Below are 16,671 nucleotides of genomic sequence, written 5' to 3'. Positions count from 1 at the left end.
GGCAAGATCGCCGTCGGCCACGGCAGGGCCCCGTCGGGGGCCCCAGCCGTGGCGTCCGTCAGCAGCCGGACTGGTCCGTCGCCGTGCCCTTCTCGCAGGCCGACTTCTGGGCCCGGCCGCGGAGCTGCGCCAGCGGGGAGTCCCCGGCGGACTTGAGCTGCGCCTGCCGGCCGTCGGTCCCCAGGAGCTGGGCGGCGCGGTTCTCGTCCGTGAGGGGGGCGACGAGCGCCGCCCCCGGCTTCTCCTCGACGAACACCCCCTGGCCGATCGGGAGGTGCACGGACGCCTGGTACGCCTGCGCCTGCGGCGACGCGGCCCGCCGCTTGACCCGGTCCAGGGCGTTGTCCACGTAGAACAGGCCGCGGCCCGCCGTGCCGATCGACTGGCGCAGGCCGTCGAGCGTCGTGCCGGTGGGCTGCTCGACCCGGAGCCGGATCTGTCCCCCGGTGTACCCGCGGCCGAGCTTGCCGGCGAGGACCTTGTCCACCTTGACCACGACGCTGGCCCAGCGCATCGCGGCCTCCTGGCTCTCGTAGGGCACGACCCGCGGCGTCGGCGAGTCGTCGTCCGAGGCGTACGCGATGCCCGGCTCTACGCCGACGACCGTGCCCTCGACCAGCGCGGCGGCCGGGCGGAAGGCGCCGGACGGCCGGGCGCCGGGGGTGATGTCCTCCAGGGAGTCGAAGAGGTACTGGCCTGTCCCACCCGCGTCCGTGTGGAGCTGGGACCAGAACGAGCGCTGCGGCTGCTGACCGGCCTGCGGGGCGGCCTGCTGCGCAGCCTGCGGGGCGCATCCGGTGAGCACGGCGGTGGCGCAGGCGGCGACGGCCGTGAGGAGTTTGAGGTTTCGCATCGCCGGTCTCCTAGTAGCGGCCGTTGATGTGGGCGACATCATGCGCGCTGTATTTGATGATCTTGTGCGCTCCGGTCTTCAGGCACGACGTCGACTCGGTGGAGTGGTCGAGCCCGACCGTGTGCCCGACCTCGTGACACGCCAGGGCCTGGCGCTGGGTCGCGGTCATCCAGTCGATGTCGGCCAGATCGTAGCGGACCTCGTACTGGTCGCAACGCCACGGCTGGCTGCTGTCGGCCGGGGCGACGGTCTTGACGCACTTCGAGTACGCGAACAGGTTGTAGCCCGTGCTGGAGCCGTCCCAGTCGAGGCCCCAGTGGTCGACGTAGTACTGGTCGAAGGACTCGACGTCGGTGCTCGGGTCCGGGGTGCTGTCGGCGGCCACGGTCATGTCGGTCTGGGAGTCCAGGTTGAGCAGAGCGGCTTTCACGGCGGTCCTGGTACGGGTCTCCAGGGACGCGTAGTTGTACCAGTGCTTGCCGTTGTCGGCGAAGGGGCAGCAGCCGTTGGCGCTGCCGAAGCCGTTGGCGCTGGCCGGAGGCGCGGCGGTGATGGTGACCGCGGCCGCGAGGATGATCGCTGGCAGGAGCTTTCGGTATGACATGTCATCCGTAAATTGAGGGTAAAGGACGTCCGGATATCCTGCCGGGTGCTTAAGTGGGGATCAACTCGGGTCATCCCCTTCGCCGCACAGCACCGGCTGAATGGCTGGTGGGACTCAGCGGCCGAATTTCCAGCCCGGCGGGAAGATGAGCGCCCGCAGGCCGTGTCCCTCCAGCTTGCTCGCCCACTCCTCCGGCGTCGTCATGATCTCGCCGTCGCCGTCCAGGGCGCTCTTGACCGGCGTGTAGCCGAACCCCGAGCCGAACAGCCGCGCCACCAGCTCGCCGCCCCGCGTGGCGGGACCGGGCAGGCCCAGCTTGGCCACGTCGTAGCCGAGGATGTAGCCGGTGTTCCCGGCGACGATCCCGCCGAACTCACCGGCGTTCTGGCCCGCCGACCTCGTCGGCCGGCCGTGGGCGGCGTCGCTCGCCGCGTCCAGCGTGAGCGCACCGGCGGCGTAGGCGGGGCCGTCGATGGCGGCGTAGTTGAGCGTGGTCAGCACGTACTTCGGCAGGCAGATCTGCAGGATCCGGCCGACGTTGACGCCGAAGACGGCCTTGACCGTCTGGGCCAGCTTCACCAGCCGCGCCATCTGGGCGGCGGCCATCGCCTGCGCCACGCCGTACAACATGGTCGTGAACGGCTGAAAGCAGACCAGCCACAGAAGCTGCACGATCGCCTTGTCCAGCTCGGCGAGTTGCTTGCGCACCCCCTCCGCCAGGTCGGCGTACGCGTCGCAGCCGGCGGCGAGCACCCGGCAGTCCTTGGCGAACGCGGCGGGGAAGCCCATGATCCGCAGGATGTAGAGCTGGGCGAAGGCGTCCACCCCCTGGCCGCCGTTGTTGTTCCACACCGAGGCGGCGGCGCTGTCGGCCATCCCGGCGACGCCGCCGGTGTGGCCGTGCGGGGGAGGCTGCTCCGGGCCGTTCAGGTCGTCGGCCAGCTCGCGGAAGGCGGCGGCCGCCTTGCGCAGCTCCGCCGGGTCGATCTCCGGCGCGGTGACCCCGGCGTAGATGCGCAGGGCGACCATCGTCCCGGCGGAGGCCAGCAGCAGGGTCGTCATCAGGGTGGCGGGCGACAGGACCCTGGCCCCGCTCAGGGCCGTCGGCGACAGCATCGGCCTGATGGGGATCACGGAGTGTCCTCCACCGGCCAGCTGTAGACCGGCACATCCGCGATCTTGATGTCGTCGGCTATGCCCCAGTCGACGGTGGCCACGTTGCGGCGCATGGTCAGGATGCCTTCGGCGATGTCCCCGTACACGGCCGCGAAGTCCTCGATCATGCTGAGCATCTCGTCGCGCTTCGGCTTATACCACTCGACGAACGCCTTGTCGGCCGCCTCGTTCACCGGCCAGCCGCCCAGTGCTCCCAGCGCGTCGGCGGCCTTCCCGACGGCCCGCCGCACCGCCGCGGACGCGTCGTCGAAGGCGGGCGCCGCGTGCTTCCTGAGCTGATCGTGATCGATGTCGAGGGGCGGCCGTGACGGCCCGTCAGGAGAGGCTTCTGCCATCGGTCACCGTTAATCGTGAGGACGGGATCGTCATGCGATCATGCTCACGGTCGGATATGTCCGATGTGTCTCTCTGTCATTACGATCATATCTACACATTTCCGACATCCGGCGTTCACCGGGTGTTCGCCCGGGAACGCCGTGTCAGAACTCATATCAAGGGGTCTCAACGGCGGTGAACCGGGCCCCGACCCAGGCGAGGATGTCGGGCATGGCGCCGTCGTCGATGCCCATCGCGGTGCCGTACGTGTCATGTTCGAGACCGTCGTACACGCGGTAGGTGATGTGCGAGCCTGTGGCGCGGAGGCGGGCGGCGACCTGGGCATTGATCGGCTCAGGGGTGACGGTGTCGGCACCGCCTTGCAGGAACAGCACCGGGCCGGCGACGCGCTTCCAGCCGAGGCTGTTGTCGCGCAGGTATTGGGTGAAGCGCGGGTCGCTGGAGTAGCCCGGCTGGACCAGTGCCGGGCCGGTCAGATCTCCGTATACCGCGGTGGCCACGCCCAGGCAACCGTTCCGGGCGGCGTCCAGGCGGGACAGGGCGGCGGGGGTCAGGAGACGTCCGATGTCGATCTTCGGATCGCTGTAGGCGGCACCCTGCGCGAGCAGCGGGGCGAACCCGCCGTACGGGACGGTCGTGGCGACGTGGGCGGCCAGCGCGGGCAGGTCGGCGGCGGGCGAGGTGACGACCACGCCCCGGTAGCCCGGCTCGGGGCGCGTCACCTGGCGTTCGGCGAAGCCGAGTGCGGCGCCGCCGCCCTGGGAGTGGCCCCACAGCACCCAGTCGCCCGACAGGTCCGGAACCGCCTGGCGCGCGGACCGCACCGCCCCGGCGATGTCCTCCGCCTCAGCGGTCTTGTTCACCAGTTCCGGACGGCCGGTCGTGCCCAGGCCCGCGTAGTCCGGGGCGACGATCGCGTACCCCTGCTCCAGGAAGCGGACCATCTGGTTGCCGTGGTACAGGTCGCGCATCAGCGACGGCGCGCAGTCCGCGGCGATGCCGCTGGCGCCGTGCGCGTCCACGACCACCTTCCAGCCGCCCGCCGGGCGCGGGCGGTCCTGCGGCACCAGGACGACACCGGAGACCGCCACGTCCCGGCCCCGGGAGGTACGGGAGTGGTACAGCACGCGGACGGCCTTGACCGGCTTGTTCTCCACCACGTAGTCGGAGGTGGCCGCCGCGCGGATCAGGGTTCCGCTCGGCGCCCACGGCAGTGGGTCGGGGGCGTCGTAGAAGGGGGTGCGAGGCAGGGCGTTCTGCCGCTGGGCGGTCCAGGCCCAGTCGATCTGGCAGGCCTGGTCGCAGGTGTCGGCGTTCGCTCGCGGGCCCGTGGCGGGCGCGGTGGCCAGGACGGCGCCGACCGCGATGACCGCCGAGAGCCGGTGAGCTCCGGCCAGGAAGGCATGACGAATAGACCTCATGGGAGGCTCCTGTTTCAAAAGGGGTGGCTCAGCCGCCGATCCGGCCCGGCGTCGCGCTTATCCGACGGGGCGGCCGTCGACCAGCTTTCCGCTGGGTCCGTAGACGAAGTCGGTGGTGGTGTCCATGATGAACTCCATCGGGAAGCCCAGGTCGATCGAGGAGGCCTGCTCCAGCCGCTGCACCGCCTCTTCGGGCAGTTCCAGGTCGATGGCGGCGAGGTTGTCGGTCAGCTGGTCCAGGGTGCGGGCGCCGAGGATCGGGTGGATCCAGGGCCGGTGCGCCCGCGTCCACGCGATGGCGACCTGCGACGAGGAGACACCGAGCTCGTCGGCGACGGCGTCCACCGTGCGCGCAATGCTCAGGTCACGTTCGGAGATGGTGGCGCGGTCGACCCGGGACGGACCATCGGCACCGGACCGGGTGAACTTGCCGGACAGGACGCCGCCGGCCAGGGGCGACCATGCGGCCACCGACAGCTCCAGAGCGGCGGCCATGGGCAGCAACTCGCGCTCGATATCGCGTTTGACCAGGCTGTAGGGCAGCTGGAGGCCGGCGAACGGCGTCCACCCGCGGAACTCGGCGATGGTGTTCGCGCGGGAGATCAGCCAGGCGGGCGCGTCGGAGATTCCGACATACAGCACCTTCCCGGCCCGTACGAGATCGTCCAGAGCCCGCATGGTCTCCTCGATGGGCGTGCTGGGGTCCCAGATGTGCACCCACAGCAGGTCGATGTAGTCGGTGCCCAGCCGGCGCAGGCTGGCCTCGACCGAACGGACCAGGTTCTTGCGGTGGTTGCCGCCGGCGTTGGGGTCGGTGCCGTCCATGGTCAGGGTGTACTTCGTGGACAGCACGAAGCGGTCGCGGTCGGTGCCGAGCAGTTCCCCGACGATCTGCTCGCTGCTGCCCTCGGTGTAGCGGTTGGCGGTGTCGATCACGTTCCCGCCGGCTTCGGCATAGGCGGCGAACATCTTGCGGCACTCCTCGATGGAGGCGCCCCATCCCCAGTCCTGCCCGAAGGTCATCGTGCCAAGGAACGCCTCAGACACCCTCAAACCGGTGCGACCAAGCAGTCGGTACCGCATCACATAATCTCCTTCACATTCGCGCCAAGTTGGCGACGCGAAGGAACCTATCGACCGTGATCGGCATCCGTATTGCACGTTCTTGCCCCGCCAGGATCAGCGCGAGGTCCAGGTCGTGCCTCGATAGGTCGACTGATATATGGCCGGGGTCATCCCATAGGCTCGGGCGAACACCCGGGTCAGGTGGGGTTGGTCGTGGAATCCCGTCTCGTACGCGACCTCGGCGATCCCCGTGCCGCGCCGGAGCAGTTCCCTGGCCCGATCCAGCCGCAGACGCAGATGCAGCTTGTGCGGCGGCAGACCGAAGCGCGCCGTGCACGCGCGGACGAGCCGATACTTGCTGAGGTCCGCGATCGCGCTGAGCTCGTCCAGCGTCACGTTGCGGGAGAGGTTCGCCCGCAGATACTCACGTACGAGTTCGGGGGCCCGCTGCCTGGTGTCCCTCCCGCCCTCGGGATCGTAGGCGTGCCGAGCCAGCGCGGCGACGAACTCCAGCACCCCCGTCTCCTGCCGCAGCGCCGAACCGGCTTGCCCCGGCGGCAGGTAGAGAGAGCTGTGTACGGACCGGAAGCGGTCGGCCAGCCCGCCATCCCGGATCACCGGGTCCCCATAGCGCACGGCGTCAGGCGCGGCGACCTCGGCGATCAAGGACGGCGACACGCACATGATCTGCCAGTGCGCCGACCCGGGATCGTCCGGCTGCCCGGAATGGGCGTCGTCCGGATGGAGAGCGAGCAATTGGCCGGGAGCGGCGTGGAATGTCGTGCCACGTCTCCGGACGGTGAATCCGGAGTCGAGCACGAGAACCACTTTGAGCTCTTCATGGACATTGCCGCTGTAGGACTGCGCCTGCCCATCCACGACCACGACGTCCGGCACGTCCTCGGACACCCGTGGAACCTCTAACTGAGCCACACCTGACACGGCCACAACCTTAGCCAACGGCACTTTGATCGCAGGATCCTCAGGTTTCTGGATCTCATCGCATACTGGAAGAATCTCCCTGACAGGCGACGGACCGGAGGACTGATGGCCGAACGACCCGGTGGGGCACGTGCGGAGGAGCCTGCGGTCAAGCGCAGGAGGCCCCGTGCGGGTAGCGGGGAGTCGCTCGGCGACCAGGCGTACGAGCACATACGCGCCGCGATCCTCCAGGGTAAATACCGGCCCAACCAGCGGCTTCCGGAAGACGAGGTGGCGGCGCGGCTCAACAGCAGCCGCACTCCCGTACGCGTCGCGCTGATGCGGCTGGTCGATCAGGGGCTGGTCGTCCGGGAGCGGCAGGGCTGGGTGGTACGCGAGCACACGCCGGACGAGATCCGCGAGATCTACGAGGTGCGGTGCGCCCTTGAGTCGATGGCCACCGGGCTGGCCGCCGTACGCGCGTCCGAGGAGCAACTGGACACGATCGCCGCGTTCTACGACGGGCCGATGGAGGACTTCATCCAGCGCCCGCGGGCCGAGCTGGGGCGGATGAACCGCGACTTTCACGAGGCCATCGTGCGGGCCTCGGGCAACGGCCGGCTGCTGGACGAATGGCTACGCAACCGCGACTTCGGCATCACGTACAACATGGCCGTCCTCTTCACCCCGGACGAGGTGGTCACCTGCGTCGCGGGCCATCAGCGCATCGTCGAGGCGCTGACGAACCGCGACCGTGAGGGCGCGGAGCGGCAGGCACGGATCCATGTCGAGGACGTCCAGGCCGCGGCCAGCCGCCGGCTCGACGCTCTGCGGACGTCCGCCGGGCTGTACCTGTCCTGAAGGGCCGGCCCGGTCACGGCGAAGAGCGGAGATGGGTGCGCTCTCCGTCGTGCTCCAGGATGGTCAGGATCTCGGCCGGGCCGTCGTGGGCGCCGAAGGCGTGGGGGATCATGGTCGAGAACTCCGCCGCCTGACCGGCCTCGACCACGATGGTCCGCTCCCCCAGCAGGAGTACGACGGCTCCCGACAGAACGGTGAACCAGTCCCTGCCAGGGTGGACCTTCAGCTCGGCGGGGTCGCGCGGGGGCGGCTTGGTGAGGCGCATCTTGGCCACGGTCATGCCGTTCGGCCCCGGCTCCCGGCTCAGCGTCCAGATGGTCATCCCCCGCGCCTCGTTGCGCTGGGGCCTGATCACCACATCGTCGTCGGTGACCGACTCCACGAGGTGGTCGAGGGTGGTCTCCAGGGCGCGGGCGATCGCGGTCAGCTGGTCGAGGCTGATGCGCCGGTGGCCCGTCTCGATCCGGCTCAGGGTGGACGGGCTGAGGTAGCAGCGGGCCGCCAGGTCGTCGAGTGACCAGCCGCGGGCCGTACGCAGTCCCCTGATCCGCTTGCGGACCAAGCCGTCGAGATCTCCGTCTTGCTTCATACGCAAGACCTTATGCCAGAGGGGCAAGGCGGACATAGTCTCCGAACATGGCAACCCACCACGACCACTCCACGGCCGGATCCGACGACGCCGTGATGACCGAACTCCTGGATCTCGACGCGGAGGTGCTGCACGCGTACCTGTCCGAGGTGACCGCCTGGGTCCACCAGCTCGCCGGCGACCCGGCCCCCAGCCATCTCCTCGACCTCGGCAGCGGAACCGGCACCGGCACCTTCGCCCTGCTGGAACGCTTCGAGAAGGCCGAGGTGACGGCGCTGGACATGTCCGCGCCCTATCTGCGCCACCTCCGGAACAAGGCTGATGAACGGGGCGTGGCCCACCGTGTCCGCACCGTTCAGGCGGATCTGGACGCGGCCTGGCCCGATCTCGACCCCGTCGACCTGGTGTGGGCGGCCTCGTCCTTGCACCACATGGCGGACCCGGTCCGCACCCTCACCGACGTCCGCGCGGCGCTCCGCCCCGGCGGACTGCTGGTGGCGGTCGAGCTCGACTCCTTCCCGCGCTTTCTGCCCGACGACCTCGGCATCGGCCGCCCCGGACTCGAAGCCCGCTACCACGCCGCAATGGCCGAGGAACGCAGCGCCAGACTCCCGCATATGGGCGCCGACTGGGGCCCACTCCTGACCCGGGCCGGGTTCACCGTCGAGACCGAACGGATCTTCACCGTCGACCTGACGCCACCTCTGCCCGCCTCCACCGGCCGCTACGCCCAGTTGTCCCTGCGACGCCTGCGAACCGGGCTGGGCGAGCGGCTGGGCGCCGACGACCTGGCCGCACTCGACGCCCTTCTCGACGACGAAAGGCCCGACGGCATCCTGCGGCGGGGCGACCTCCACGTCCGCACCACGAGGACCGCCTGGGCGGCACGACGCCTATAGCTGGTTGACCTGACACGCTCCCGGACAGGCCGGGAGCGTGTTCGTGGGCCATCACGCTGATGAAACACCCTCTTGAGCAATTGGATCCAAGTTTGTACCCTATGTTGCATGCAATCTTCGAAGCGCTCCTCGTCGGTCGGCCCGCGGACTGAGGCGATCACCACGACGGAGCCCGGCGATGCCGCCCGTGGCGCGGTGCTCCTGCCGTCACTGCCCGGCAAGCCCGAATTGACCCCCGAAGCAGCCCAGGTGATCGAGGAGGTACCGGCCTATCTGGGCGTACCGTTCGTCAGCCCGATCTTCCAGGCGCTCGCGAACTACCCCGACTACCTCGTCCCGGCCTGGAACCGGTTCAAGCCGATCATCGGGTCACCCGAGTTCAAGCAGGCCGCGGCGGGGCTGGGCGTGCCGGCCGGGCTGCTGCCCGCACCGGAGGAGTCGTTGACGGCCGATGACATCCGCCGTTACACGATCACGTTCCACCGGCTGCTGCCCGAGATCCTCCTGCTGGCCTCGTGCTGGTACCGAGGGCTGGCCGTGGGTGCCTCCACGGCCCTCGCGCTCGACGGCACCACCCCCGATCCGGGCCCGCGTGGTGTCGCCCCGGAAGCGGTCAACATCGTGCCGGACGGCACTCCGCCCGGCGAGGAACTGGCGCGGGTGTACGAGGAGATCCGCGCCGTGCACGATCATCCCCGGGTGCTGAGCTACTACCGCGCGATCGGCGGTTTCATGCCGCAGGTGTGGCGGCGGCTGGAGCCGATCGCCCGCAGCGCGGAGTACGCCGCGGCGCGCGAGCAGGTGCTGGCCGACGCCGCCGCCGCTGCCGCCCGCCTGCCCGTCCCGGTGATCGACACGGCTCACGCGGACGAGGTGGCGGCCATACTCGCGGTGTTCCGGGTCCGGCTGATCCCGTCGCTACTGCTCGACACGGCGGTCGTTCTCGCGCTTCTGGGGGAGAACGCGGCGATCGTCACCACCTGACCATCAGGCCGTGTCTCCGAGAGCACCAGCCGACCCGGGCCGCCGGCCAGGCCCGGGACGCCGACCAGACCCGGGCTCGGGGCACTGGCCGGGGCTCGGGATAATCGTTCGCCCTGACCGAAACGCCGCTGACAGGATCCACGCCATGCCTGCCTTCTCCGCGCCTGACGGAACCACCCTGGCCTACCACGTGTTCGGAGCGGGCTCCCCGCTGATCTGCCTGCCGGGCGGCCCGATGCAGGACGCCGACTACCTCGGCGAGCTCGGCGGCCTGTCGGCGCATCGACAGCTGATCATGGTGGACCCTCGGGGCACCGGCCGGTCCGCGACACCGGAGGACGCCACCTCCTACCGCTGTGACCGGCTGGTCGACGACGTCGAGGCACTGCGCGAGCACCTCGGTCTTGACCGGATCGACCTGCTCGCGCACTGCGCCGGCGCGAACCTCGCGGCCCTGTACGCGGGCCGGCATCCGCGACACGTCGGCAAGCTCGCGCTGATCACGCCGAGCCCTTTCGCCGTCGGCCTCGCGGCCACCGGTGAGGACCGGCTGGAGGTCGCGCGGCTGCGCGAGGACGAGCCCTGGTTCGCGGCCGCCTTCGCGGCCCTTGAGGCGATCATGGGCGGCAAGGCCACCGGCGACAGCTGGACGGCTATCGACCCGTTCTTCTACGGCCGGTGGGACGCGGCCGCGCAGGCCCACCACGCCGCTCAGGAGGGTCATCGAAACGACGAGGCCGCCGCCGCCTTCGGCGCCGAGGGCGTCTACGACCCGGCCGCCACCCGCGCGGCGCTGGCCGCGTTCGACGCGCCGGTGCTGCTGCTGGCCGGCGAGGTCGACCTGAACACGCCTCCGAGCGTCGTGGCCGAGTACGCCGGGCTGTTCCCCGACGCCGAGTTCGTCGTTCAACCGCGAGCGGGCCACTTCCCGTGGGTCGACGACGCCGACCGGTTCGTGACGACGACCGCGACGTTCCTGAGCTGACGATCCTGGGCTGAAAACCGCGGCGTCGCCCGCCGCCCCTCTGATGATCAGTCAGGCGCCGACAGCCCCTGTCAGCGAAAAGCAAGGCCCGTCGGCCACCCTCCTATGGAGCGGCGCCAGACTTCGGGAGGTAGTGCCATGGGGGCGGACGCGACCATTCTGCGCGACCTCGTGACCGACGAGCTGGCCCGGTCCGGCGAGGGCGGCTGGGCGATCGAGGCGGCCGATTTCTGGTGCCGGGTCACTCCCGACGGCTATCCGATGCCCGATCAGGGATGGAAGCTGCACGTCTCCGCCACGATGCTGTCGGCCCCCTTCGTGCTGGCCCAGGTCGCCCGGGTGCTCATCGAGGCGGGTTGCGCCTTCAAGTTCCCCGACCGGCTCGGCGACTACTGGGAGCTGCTCGCCCCGCACTGCGCGCGGGCGCAGGCGGGCAAGTTCGTGACCGCCTACCCGACCGGCGACGCCGAATCTGTACGCCTGGCCGCCCTCCTCGACGAGGCCACCAGAGGGCTACCGGGCCCGGCGATCCTCTCCGACCGGCCCTACCGCGTGGGCGGCCTCGTCCACTACCGCTATGGCGCCTTCTCCGGGCACCGGACACTGGGCAACGACGGGTTCTACGAGGTACGGCTGCGCGCGCCGGGAGGACAGCTGGTCCGCGACGAACGGGCGGCCTCCTTCACCCCGCCGAGCTTCGCGGCCTGCCCTTTCCCTGAACCAGCGAAAAGGACCGCAAAAGGGACGTCCGCGGTCATGCTCAACGACCGGTTCGTGGTGCGGGAGGCGATCAGACACGCCAACAGGGGCGGCGTGTACATCGCCGAAGACACGAAGACCGGCCGCGAGGTCGTCATCAAGGAGGGTCGCCCGCATGCCTCCTCCGACCTCAGCGGCCGGGACGCCAAGGACCGGCTGGCTCTCGAACGTTCGGCTCTCGACGACCTCGCCACCACCGGCGGCGTGCCGGCCGTCGTGGACTCCTTCGAACAGGGCGGCCACGCCTTCCTCGCGGAGGAGCTGGTGCCGGGCCACACCGCGCACCGATGGACGGAGGCGCACGCGACGCCACTCGGCCGGGACGGCTTCGGCTGCCCGACCGAGCAGGTCGTACCGGTCGTCGCACGCCTGGTCGCCCTGCTGCGGAAGGTGCACGACCAGGGCTACGTCTTCCGGGACCTCTCCCCCGGCAACGTCATGATCCTGCCCGCCGGCCAGATCCGGCTCGTCGACCTGGAGTACGCGGCCAAGCGGGACAGCACCGTCATGATCGGCGGCACCCCCGGCTATCTCGCGCCGGAGCTGGCGCCGTACTCCGGAGCCTTCCGCCAGGCGCCCACGGCGGCGGCGGATCTCTACAGCCTCGGCGCGCTGGTGTACTTCCTCGCGGTCGGCGCCGAGCTCGGCCTGGCGGAGGACGAGGAGACCGGCCCGGCTTGGGGCGCCCGCGCCGGCGACCTCCTGGCCAGGGTCGCCGAGGGCAACCCCGCTCTGGCGGTGCTCCGGCCCATGGTGGCGGGCCTGCTCGCCGAGCCCGAGGACCGCTGGACGCTCGACGCCTGCGCACGCTTCCTGGCCAAGCTCCAAGAGCCCCTCGCGCGACGCGTTCTTCCGTCCCGTGTGAGCGCGGACGACCTGGTCGCCGACGGGCTCGCCTGGCTGGCCGAGACCATGGACGACCGCCCCGACAGCCCGTCCCCCTGGCCCAACATCACCTATGGGCTCGAAGCCGACCCCTGCGCGGTGAGCGCCGGCGCGGCCGGCATCCTCCCGGTCCTCCCGCCCGAACAGGCCGACACCGTCTCGCGCTGGCTCCGCCGCCGCCTCGCCGAGGAGGACGTCTGGCCGTCCGGCCTCTACGCCGGGCGATCCGGCGCCCTCTGGGCGTTGTACGAGTCGGCGCGGGACACTGAGTCGAGGGACTTCGCGGTGCGGGCCGCGTACCGGCTGCCGACCGACCATCCCAGCCCCGACATGACCCACGGCCTGGCCGGGTGCGCGATGGCCACCCTGCGCCTGGCCATCCGCGCGGACGACGCCGCGCTGCGCGAGCGGGCCGCGCGGATGCTCCAGAACCTGCACGACGCGCGGTCCTCCCTTGACGGGCGCCCGCAATGGCTGACACCGGCCTCCCATGACTCCAGCCTCGCCGGCACCAACCACTTCGGATTCGCCCACGGCCTGGCGGGGATCGGCACCGCCCTGCTCTACGGGGGCGTCGCCTTCGGCCAGGCGGAGTGGCTGGAGACCGTGCGCGAGGTGGCCCACACGTTCTACGCGCACGCCGATGTCGAACGGGATGCGGCCTGGTGGCCGTACCGGCGTGACGAGCCCGAGTCCGTACGGCCGCGCCGCCCCCACTGGTGCAGCGGATCGTCGGGCGTCGGCTCATTCCTCATCCGCTACTGGCACGCCACGGGCGACCCGATCGCGCTGGAACTCGCCGAACAGGCGGCGGTCGCCGCGCACCGGACCCGGTGGCAGTCGGGCTCGGTGCTGTGCCACGGCCTGCCGGGCGAAGGGGACTTCCTACTCGACATGGCCGAATTCACCGGAGACGAGCGATACCACCGATGGGCGGAGGATCTGGCCGCCTGCCTGACGGCGCGGGCCGTCAGGCGCGTGGGGCGGCTGCACGTGCCCGACCGCCTGGGCCGGATCCTGCCGACCTACCTGGGCGGGACCGCGGGCGTCCTCGCCTTCCTGCTGCGCCTGCGTCACGGACATCCGCGCCTGTGGATGCTCGACGACGTCATCGGGCGCCCAGCCCATGAGCTCACCGCGCTTCGAGCGCGGTGATACCCGAAGGAACGGAACCAGAGAGAGGGGGAGAACATGTCTTTCGACGTTCAGGACCTGCAGAACCTGCAGGAGCGTGAGCCGAGCACCTCGGAGTCGGCGCTGCTGAGCAACTGCATCAAGCACCCGGGTTGCACCGACACCAACTGACCGGCACCAAGTGATAGCGAGAGCGGCGTGCGGCTTGGCATCGGCCGCACGCCGTTTCCAGATCTCCGAGAGGGCAGGCGTCGTGACGACCCGCAGGATCATCCGGCTGTTCGCGCCCTACCGTCGTGCCGTCCTGCTCGTCGTGCTGCTGGTCGCGATCTTCTCCGCGCTGAACGCGGCCGTCCCGCTGCTCACCCAGGTCGTCTTCGACCGTGCCCTGTTCGGCGCGGGCGGCCCGCGGCCGGGTCTGCTGGCCCTGATCGCCGCTGTCGCGGCGGTCGTCGCGGCCGGGGCGGCGGGCGTCGATCTGGCCCAGGCGTGGATCTCGGCCCGCATGGCCCAGCGGGTCATCCACTCCTTGCGTACGCGGCTGTTCGGCCACCTGCAGCGGATGCCGCTGGGCTTCTTCGCCGCCGCCCGGAGCGGTGAGATCCAGTCGAGGCTGGCCAACGACACCGACCAGATCGAGGACGCGATCAAGGACACGCTGCCCAGCCTGCTCGGCAGCCTGCTGGGGTTCCTGTTCGCGCTGGGGGCGATGTTCTCGCTGTCGTGGCGGCTCGCGGCGGTCACCCTCTGCCTGGCGCCGGCCATCCTGTGGGTCACCGCCCGTTCGGGACGCGCGCTCAAGATCCTCTCCGCCGCCGGCCAGCGCGCCCGCGCGGAGATCGCCTCCATCGCCGCCGAACGCCTCTCCCTGGGCGGCATCACGCTCGCCCGGGTGCACGGGCGCGACGGCCACGAGGCCGAGGTGTTCGCCGCGGAGAGCGAACGGCTGGCCGGGCTGGGCGTCCGCGCGAGCCTGGCCGCTCAGTCGGTGCTGAGCGCGGGGCACATCTTCTTCGTCCTGACTCCGTACATCGTGTTCGTCGCAGCGGGGCTCATGGACGGGATCACGCCCGGCACGCTCATGGCGTTCGTGGTCCTGCAGTCGAGGCTCTACCAGCCGCTCTGGCAGATCCTGCACATCTCGACGGAGTTCCGCACCGCCCAGGCGGCCTTCGAGCGGGTCTTCGAGTACCTGGACCTGCCGCCGGGATCGCCTCCGCCCGTGGGTGGAGCAGGGGCGGGTGAGGTGTGCGTCGCGGGCGCCTCGTACGCCTACGCGGGGCCGGAGGGCGAGACCCGGTGGGCGCTCCGCGAGGTGACCCTCGACCTGCCCGCCGCCTCCGCCACCCTGATCGTCGGCCCGAACGGATCGGGCAAGACGACGCTCGGCCACCTGCTCGCCGGACTGTACGAACCGGCGGAAGGCTCGGTACGGACCGGCGGGCGCGTCTGCCTGGCCCCGCAGGAGGCGCTGCTCTTCCAGGGCTCCATCGCCGACAACCTCCGCTACGCCGCCCCCGACGCCGGCCTGGACGACCTGGTCGCGGCCTGCACGACCACCAGCATGCACGAGCGGATCATGGCCCTGCCCGACGGCTACGACTCCGTGGTCGGCGAGCGCGGGGCGCTGTTCTCCGGCGGTGAGCGCCAGCGCCTCGCCCTCGCCCGCGCGCTCCTGAGCGACGCGCCCGTCCTGGTCCTGGACGAGGCGACGTCCGCGCTCGACCCGCTGGCCGAACGCGAGGTCGTCCACGCGGTTCTGCGGCGCCGCAGGGGGCTGACGACGGTGATGATCACCCATCGGTTCGGAGGTCTGGACGCGTTCGACACGGTCGTCGTACTGGACAGCGGACGCGTGGCCGAGTCGGGCACGCCTCCGGAACTGCTCGGCGACCGGCACGGCCTGTACGCGCGGATGGTCCGCGCCCAAGCCGTCCAGCGGCGCGCGGAGATCGCCGCTAGCATGCGCTGATGCGGGTAAAGCTGCTGTCGTCCCTCAGACGGCTGGCCGCGATGAACCCTTTCATCGTCGACCTGGCTTTCGGCGCGGCGGTCGCCGCCATCACCTTGACGTTCCTGTTCTCCGTGGGCGGGACCGAGGCGGGTTACGCGGAGCGTCCCCTGGACGCCGTCGGCGTGGGATTGACGCTGGTGGCCAACCTCGTACTGGCCTGGCGGCGGCGCGCATCCCTCACCGTGCTGGCGATCTCCTGCGCCGCGGCGTTCGTCTTCCACCTGGCCGGTTACGACTCCAGGTTCAACGAAGTGGCGCCGCTGCTGGCGCTGTACACCGTGGCCAGCCGGTGGCGACCGGCCGTGTCGCTCCCCTGCGTGCTTCCCATGACGGCCATCTGGTGGCACGCCGCGTTCCTCGCCCCGCCCGACTTCGCCTGGCCGAACGTCCTGCAGGTGAGCATCATGGTCGCCGTCGCCTGGACGTTCGGCAACAGCACCCGGATGCTGGTCGAACGCAACAAGCAGCTGGCCCACCTCACCGGACGGCTGCGCCAGGAGCAGGAGGACAAGGCGCGGCGCGCCGTCACCGAGGAACGGGTGCGCATCGCCCGTGAGCTGCACGACGTGGTCGCCCACCACATGTCGGTCATCGTGATCCAGGCGGGGCTCGCCCGGTACGTCTTCGGCACCGACCCCGCCACCGCGCGCGGCGCGCTCACCACCATCGCCGACACCGGCAGCGAGGCCATGGGCGAGATGAGACGGCTGCTGTCCGTCCTGCGCATAGAAGCGAGCGACGACACGGATGGCTACGACCCGGCACCCGGCCTGCAACGGCTCGAACAGCTCGTGGAACGGGTGAACTCGGCCGGCCTGCCGGTGAAGATGTCGATCACCGGCGCCGTACGCACGCTACCTCCAGGAATCGACCTGTGCGCCTACCGGATCGTCCAGGAATCCCTCACCAACGTGCTGAAGCACGCGGGCCCGGCGACGGCGACGGTCTCGCTCCATTACGGCGCCGAGCTGAAGCTGCGCGTCACCGACGACGGAAACGGGTCGACCGTCACCCCGGACGGGGACGGTCACGGCCTGATCGGCATGCGCGAACGCGTCAAGCTCTACGGGGGCACGGTCACGGCCGGGCCGAAGCCGTCAGGCGGATTCGAGGTCTCGGTCACCCTGCCCCTGGCCTCCCCGGCCATGGACGATCGCCCTTCGTAGTCCGATGACCAAGAACTTG

15 protein-coding genes are annotated in these 16,671 nt (G+C 70.6%); 7 read left to right on the top strand and 8 right to left on the bottom strand.

Annotated features, from left to right (window positions below):
- Window positions 1–58: 58 nt before the first annotated feature.
- The 7 genes from AB0L53_RS05490 to AB0L53_RS05460 form a co-directional block, all read right to left on the bottom strand.
- Window positions 59–853 (bottom strand): hypothetical protein, encoded by a 795-nt coding sequence (locus tag AB0L53_RS05490; protein WP_363990707.1) that lies wholly within the window; start codon window positions 851–853, stop codon window positions 59–61.
- A gap of 10 nt (window positions 854–863) precedes the next feature.
- Complete coding sequence (locus AB0L53_RS05485) at window positions 864–1,457, bottom strand: matrixin family metalloprotease (RefSeq protein ID WP_363990704.1); 594 nt, start codon at window positions 1,455–1,457, stop codon at window positions 864–866.
- A gap of 114 nt (window positions 1,458–1,571) precedes the next feature.
- Window positions 1,572–2,591 carry a hypothetical protein gene (locus tag AB0L53_RS05480; protein WP_363990700.1) on the bottom strand — a complete coding sequence of 340 codons (1,020 nt, stop codon included), beginning with the start codon at window positions 2,589–2,591 and terminating at the stop codon, window positions 1,572–1,574.
- Window positions 2,588–2,968, bottom strand: coding sequence for a hypothetical protein (locus tag AB0L53_RS05475; RefSeq protein ID WP_363990697.1), 381 nt, complete (start codon window positions 2,966–2,968; stop codon window positions 2,588–2,590). The genes AB0L53_RS05480 and AB0L53_RS05475 overlap by 4 nt, the downstream gene beginning before the upstream one ends.
- 156 nt (window positions 2,969–3,124) lie before the next feature.
- The gene (locus AB0L53_RS05470) at window positions 3,125–4,390 is read right to left on the bottom strand and encodes a lipase family protein (protein WP_363990694.1); all 1,266 of its coding nucleotides are present in this window, start codon (window positions 4,388–4,390) and stop codon (window positions 3,125–3,127) included.
- A gap of 57 nt (window positions 4,391–4,447) precedes the next feature.
- Window positions 4,448–5,413: an aldo/keto reductase gene (locus AB0L53_RS05465; RefSeq protein WP_363990691.1), complete on the bottom strand. Its 966-nt coding sequence runs from the start codon at window positions 5,411–5,413 to the stop codon at window positions 4,448–4,450.
- A gap of 156 nt (window positions 5,414–5,569) precedes the next feature.
- Window positions 5,570–6,364 (bottom strand): AraC family transcriptional regulator, encoded by a 795-nt coding sequence (locus tag AB0L53_RS05460; RefSeq protein WP_363990689.1) that lies wholly within the window; start codon window positions 6,362–6,364, stop codon window positions 5,570–5,572.
- Window positions 6,365–6,502: 138 nt separating this feature from the next.
- Between AB0L53_RS05460 and AB0L53_RS05455 the strand changes: the two genes are divergently transcribed.
- Window positions 6,503–7,237 carry a GntR family transcriptional regulator gene (locus AB0L53_RS05455; protein ID WP_358429602.1) on the top strand — a complete coding sequence of 245 codons (735 nt, stop codon included), beginning with the start codon at window positions 6,503–6,505 and terminating at the stop codon, window positions 7,235–7,237.
- Between the two features lie 13 nt (window positions 7,238–7,250).
- Here AB0L53_RS05455 and AB0L53_RS05450 read toward each other — a convergent pair whose 3' ends face one another.
- Window positions 7,251–7,826 (bottom strand): XRE family transcriptional regulator, encoded by a 576-nt coding sequence (locus tag AB0L53_RS05450; protein WP_357947562.1) that lies wholly within the window; start codon window positions 7,824–7,826, stop codon window positions 7,251–7,253.
- 47 nt (window positions 7,827–7,873) lie between these two features.
- Between AB0L53_RS05450 and AB0L53_RS05445 the strand changes: the two genes are divergently transcribed.
- The 6 genes from AB0L53_RS05445 (at window position 7,874) to AB0L53_RS05420 (ending at window position 16,652) form a co-directional block, all read left to right on the top strand.
- Window positions 7,874–8,725: a class I SAM-dependent methyltransferase gene (locus tag AB0L53_RS05445; RefSeq protein WP_363990685.1), complete on the top strand. Its 852-nt coding sequence runs from the start codon at window positions 7,874–7,876 to the stop codon at window positions 8,723–8,725.
- A gap of 108 nt (window positions 8,726–8,833) precedes the next feature.
- The gene (locus AB0L53_RS05440) at window positions 8,834–9,709 is read left to right on the top strand and encodes a hypothetical protein (protein ID WP_363990682.1); all 876 of its coding nucleotides are present in this window, start codon (window positions 8,834–8,836) and stop codon (window positions 9,707–9,709) included.
- A 145-nt stretch (window positions 9,710–9,854) separates the two neighbouring features.
- Window positions 9,855–10,694: an alpha/beta hydrolase gene (locus AB0L53_RS05435; protein ID WP_363990679.1), complete on the top strand. Its 840-nt coding sequence runs from the start codon at window positions 9,855–9,857 to the stop codon at window positions 10,692–10,694.
- 138 nt (window positions 10,695–10,832) lie between these two features.
- Window positions 10,833–13,493, top strand: a complete 2,661-nt coding sequence (gene lanL, locus AB0L53_RS05430; RefSeq protein ID WP_363990677.1) for a class IV lanthionine synthetase LanL — start codon at window positions 10,833–10,835, stop codon at window positions 13,491–13,493.
- A gap of 232 nt (window positions 13,494–13,725) precedes the next feature.
- Entirely contained in the window at window positions 13,726–15,444 is a 1,719-nt protein-coding gene (locus tag AB0L53_RS05425) for an ABC transporter ATP-binding protein (RefSeq protein ID WP_363990674.1), read from the top strand.
- Window positions 15,444–16,652 carry a sensor histidine kinase gene (locus AB0L53_RS05420; RefSeq protein ID WP_363990671.1) on the top strand — a complete coding sequence of 403 codons (1,209 nt, stop codon included), beginning with the start codon at window positions 15,444–15,446 and terminating at the stop codon, window positions 16,650–16,652. The genes AB0L53_RS05425 and AB0L53_RS05420 overlap by 1 nt, the downstream gene beginning before the upstream one ends.
- Window positions 16,653–16,671: the final 19 nt, after the last annotated feature.

This window comes from Nonomuraea sp. NPDC052129 (assembly GCF_040680095.1).
Taxonomy (GTDB): Bacteria; Actinomycetota; Actinomycetes; order Streptosporangiales; family Streptosporangiaceae; genus Nonomuraea.
This window is presented reverse-complemented; position numbering and strand designations above follow the sequence as displayed.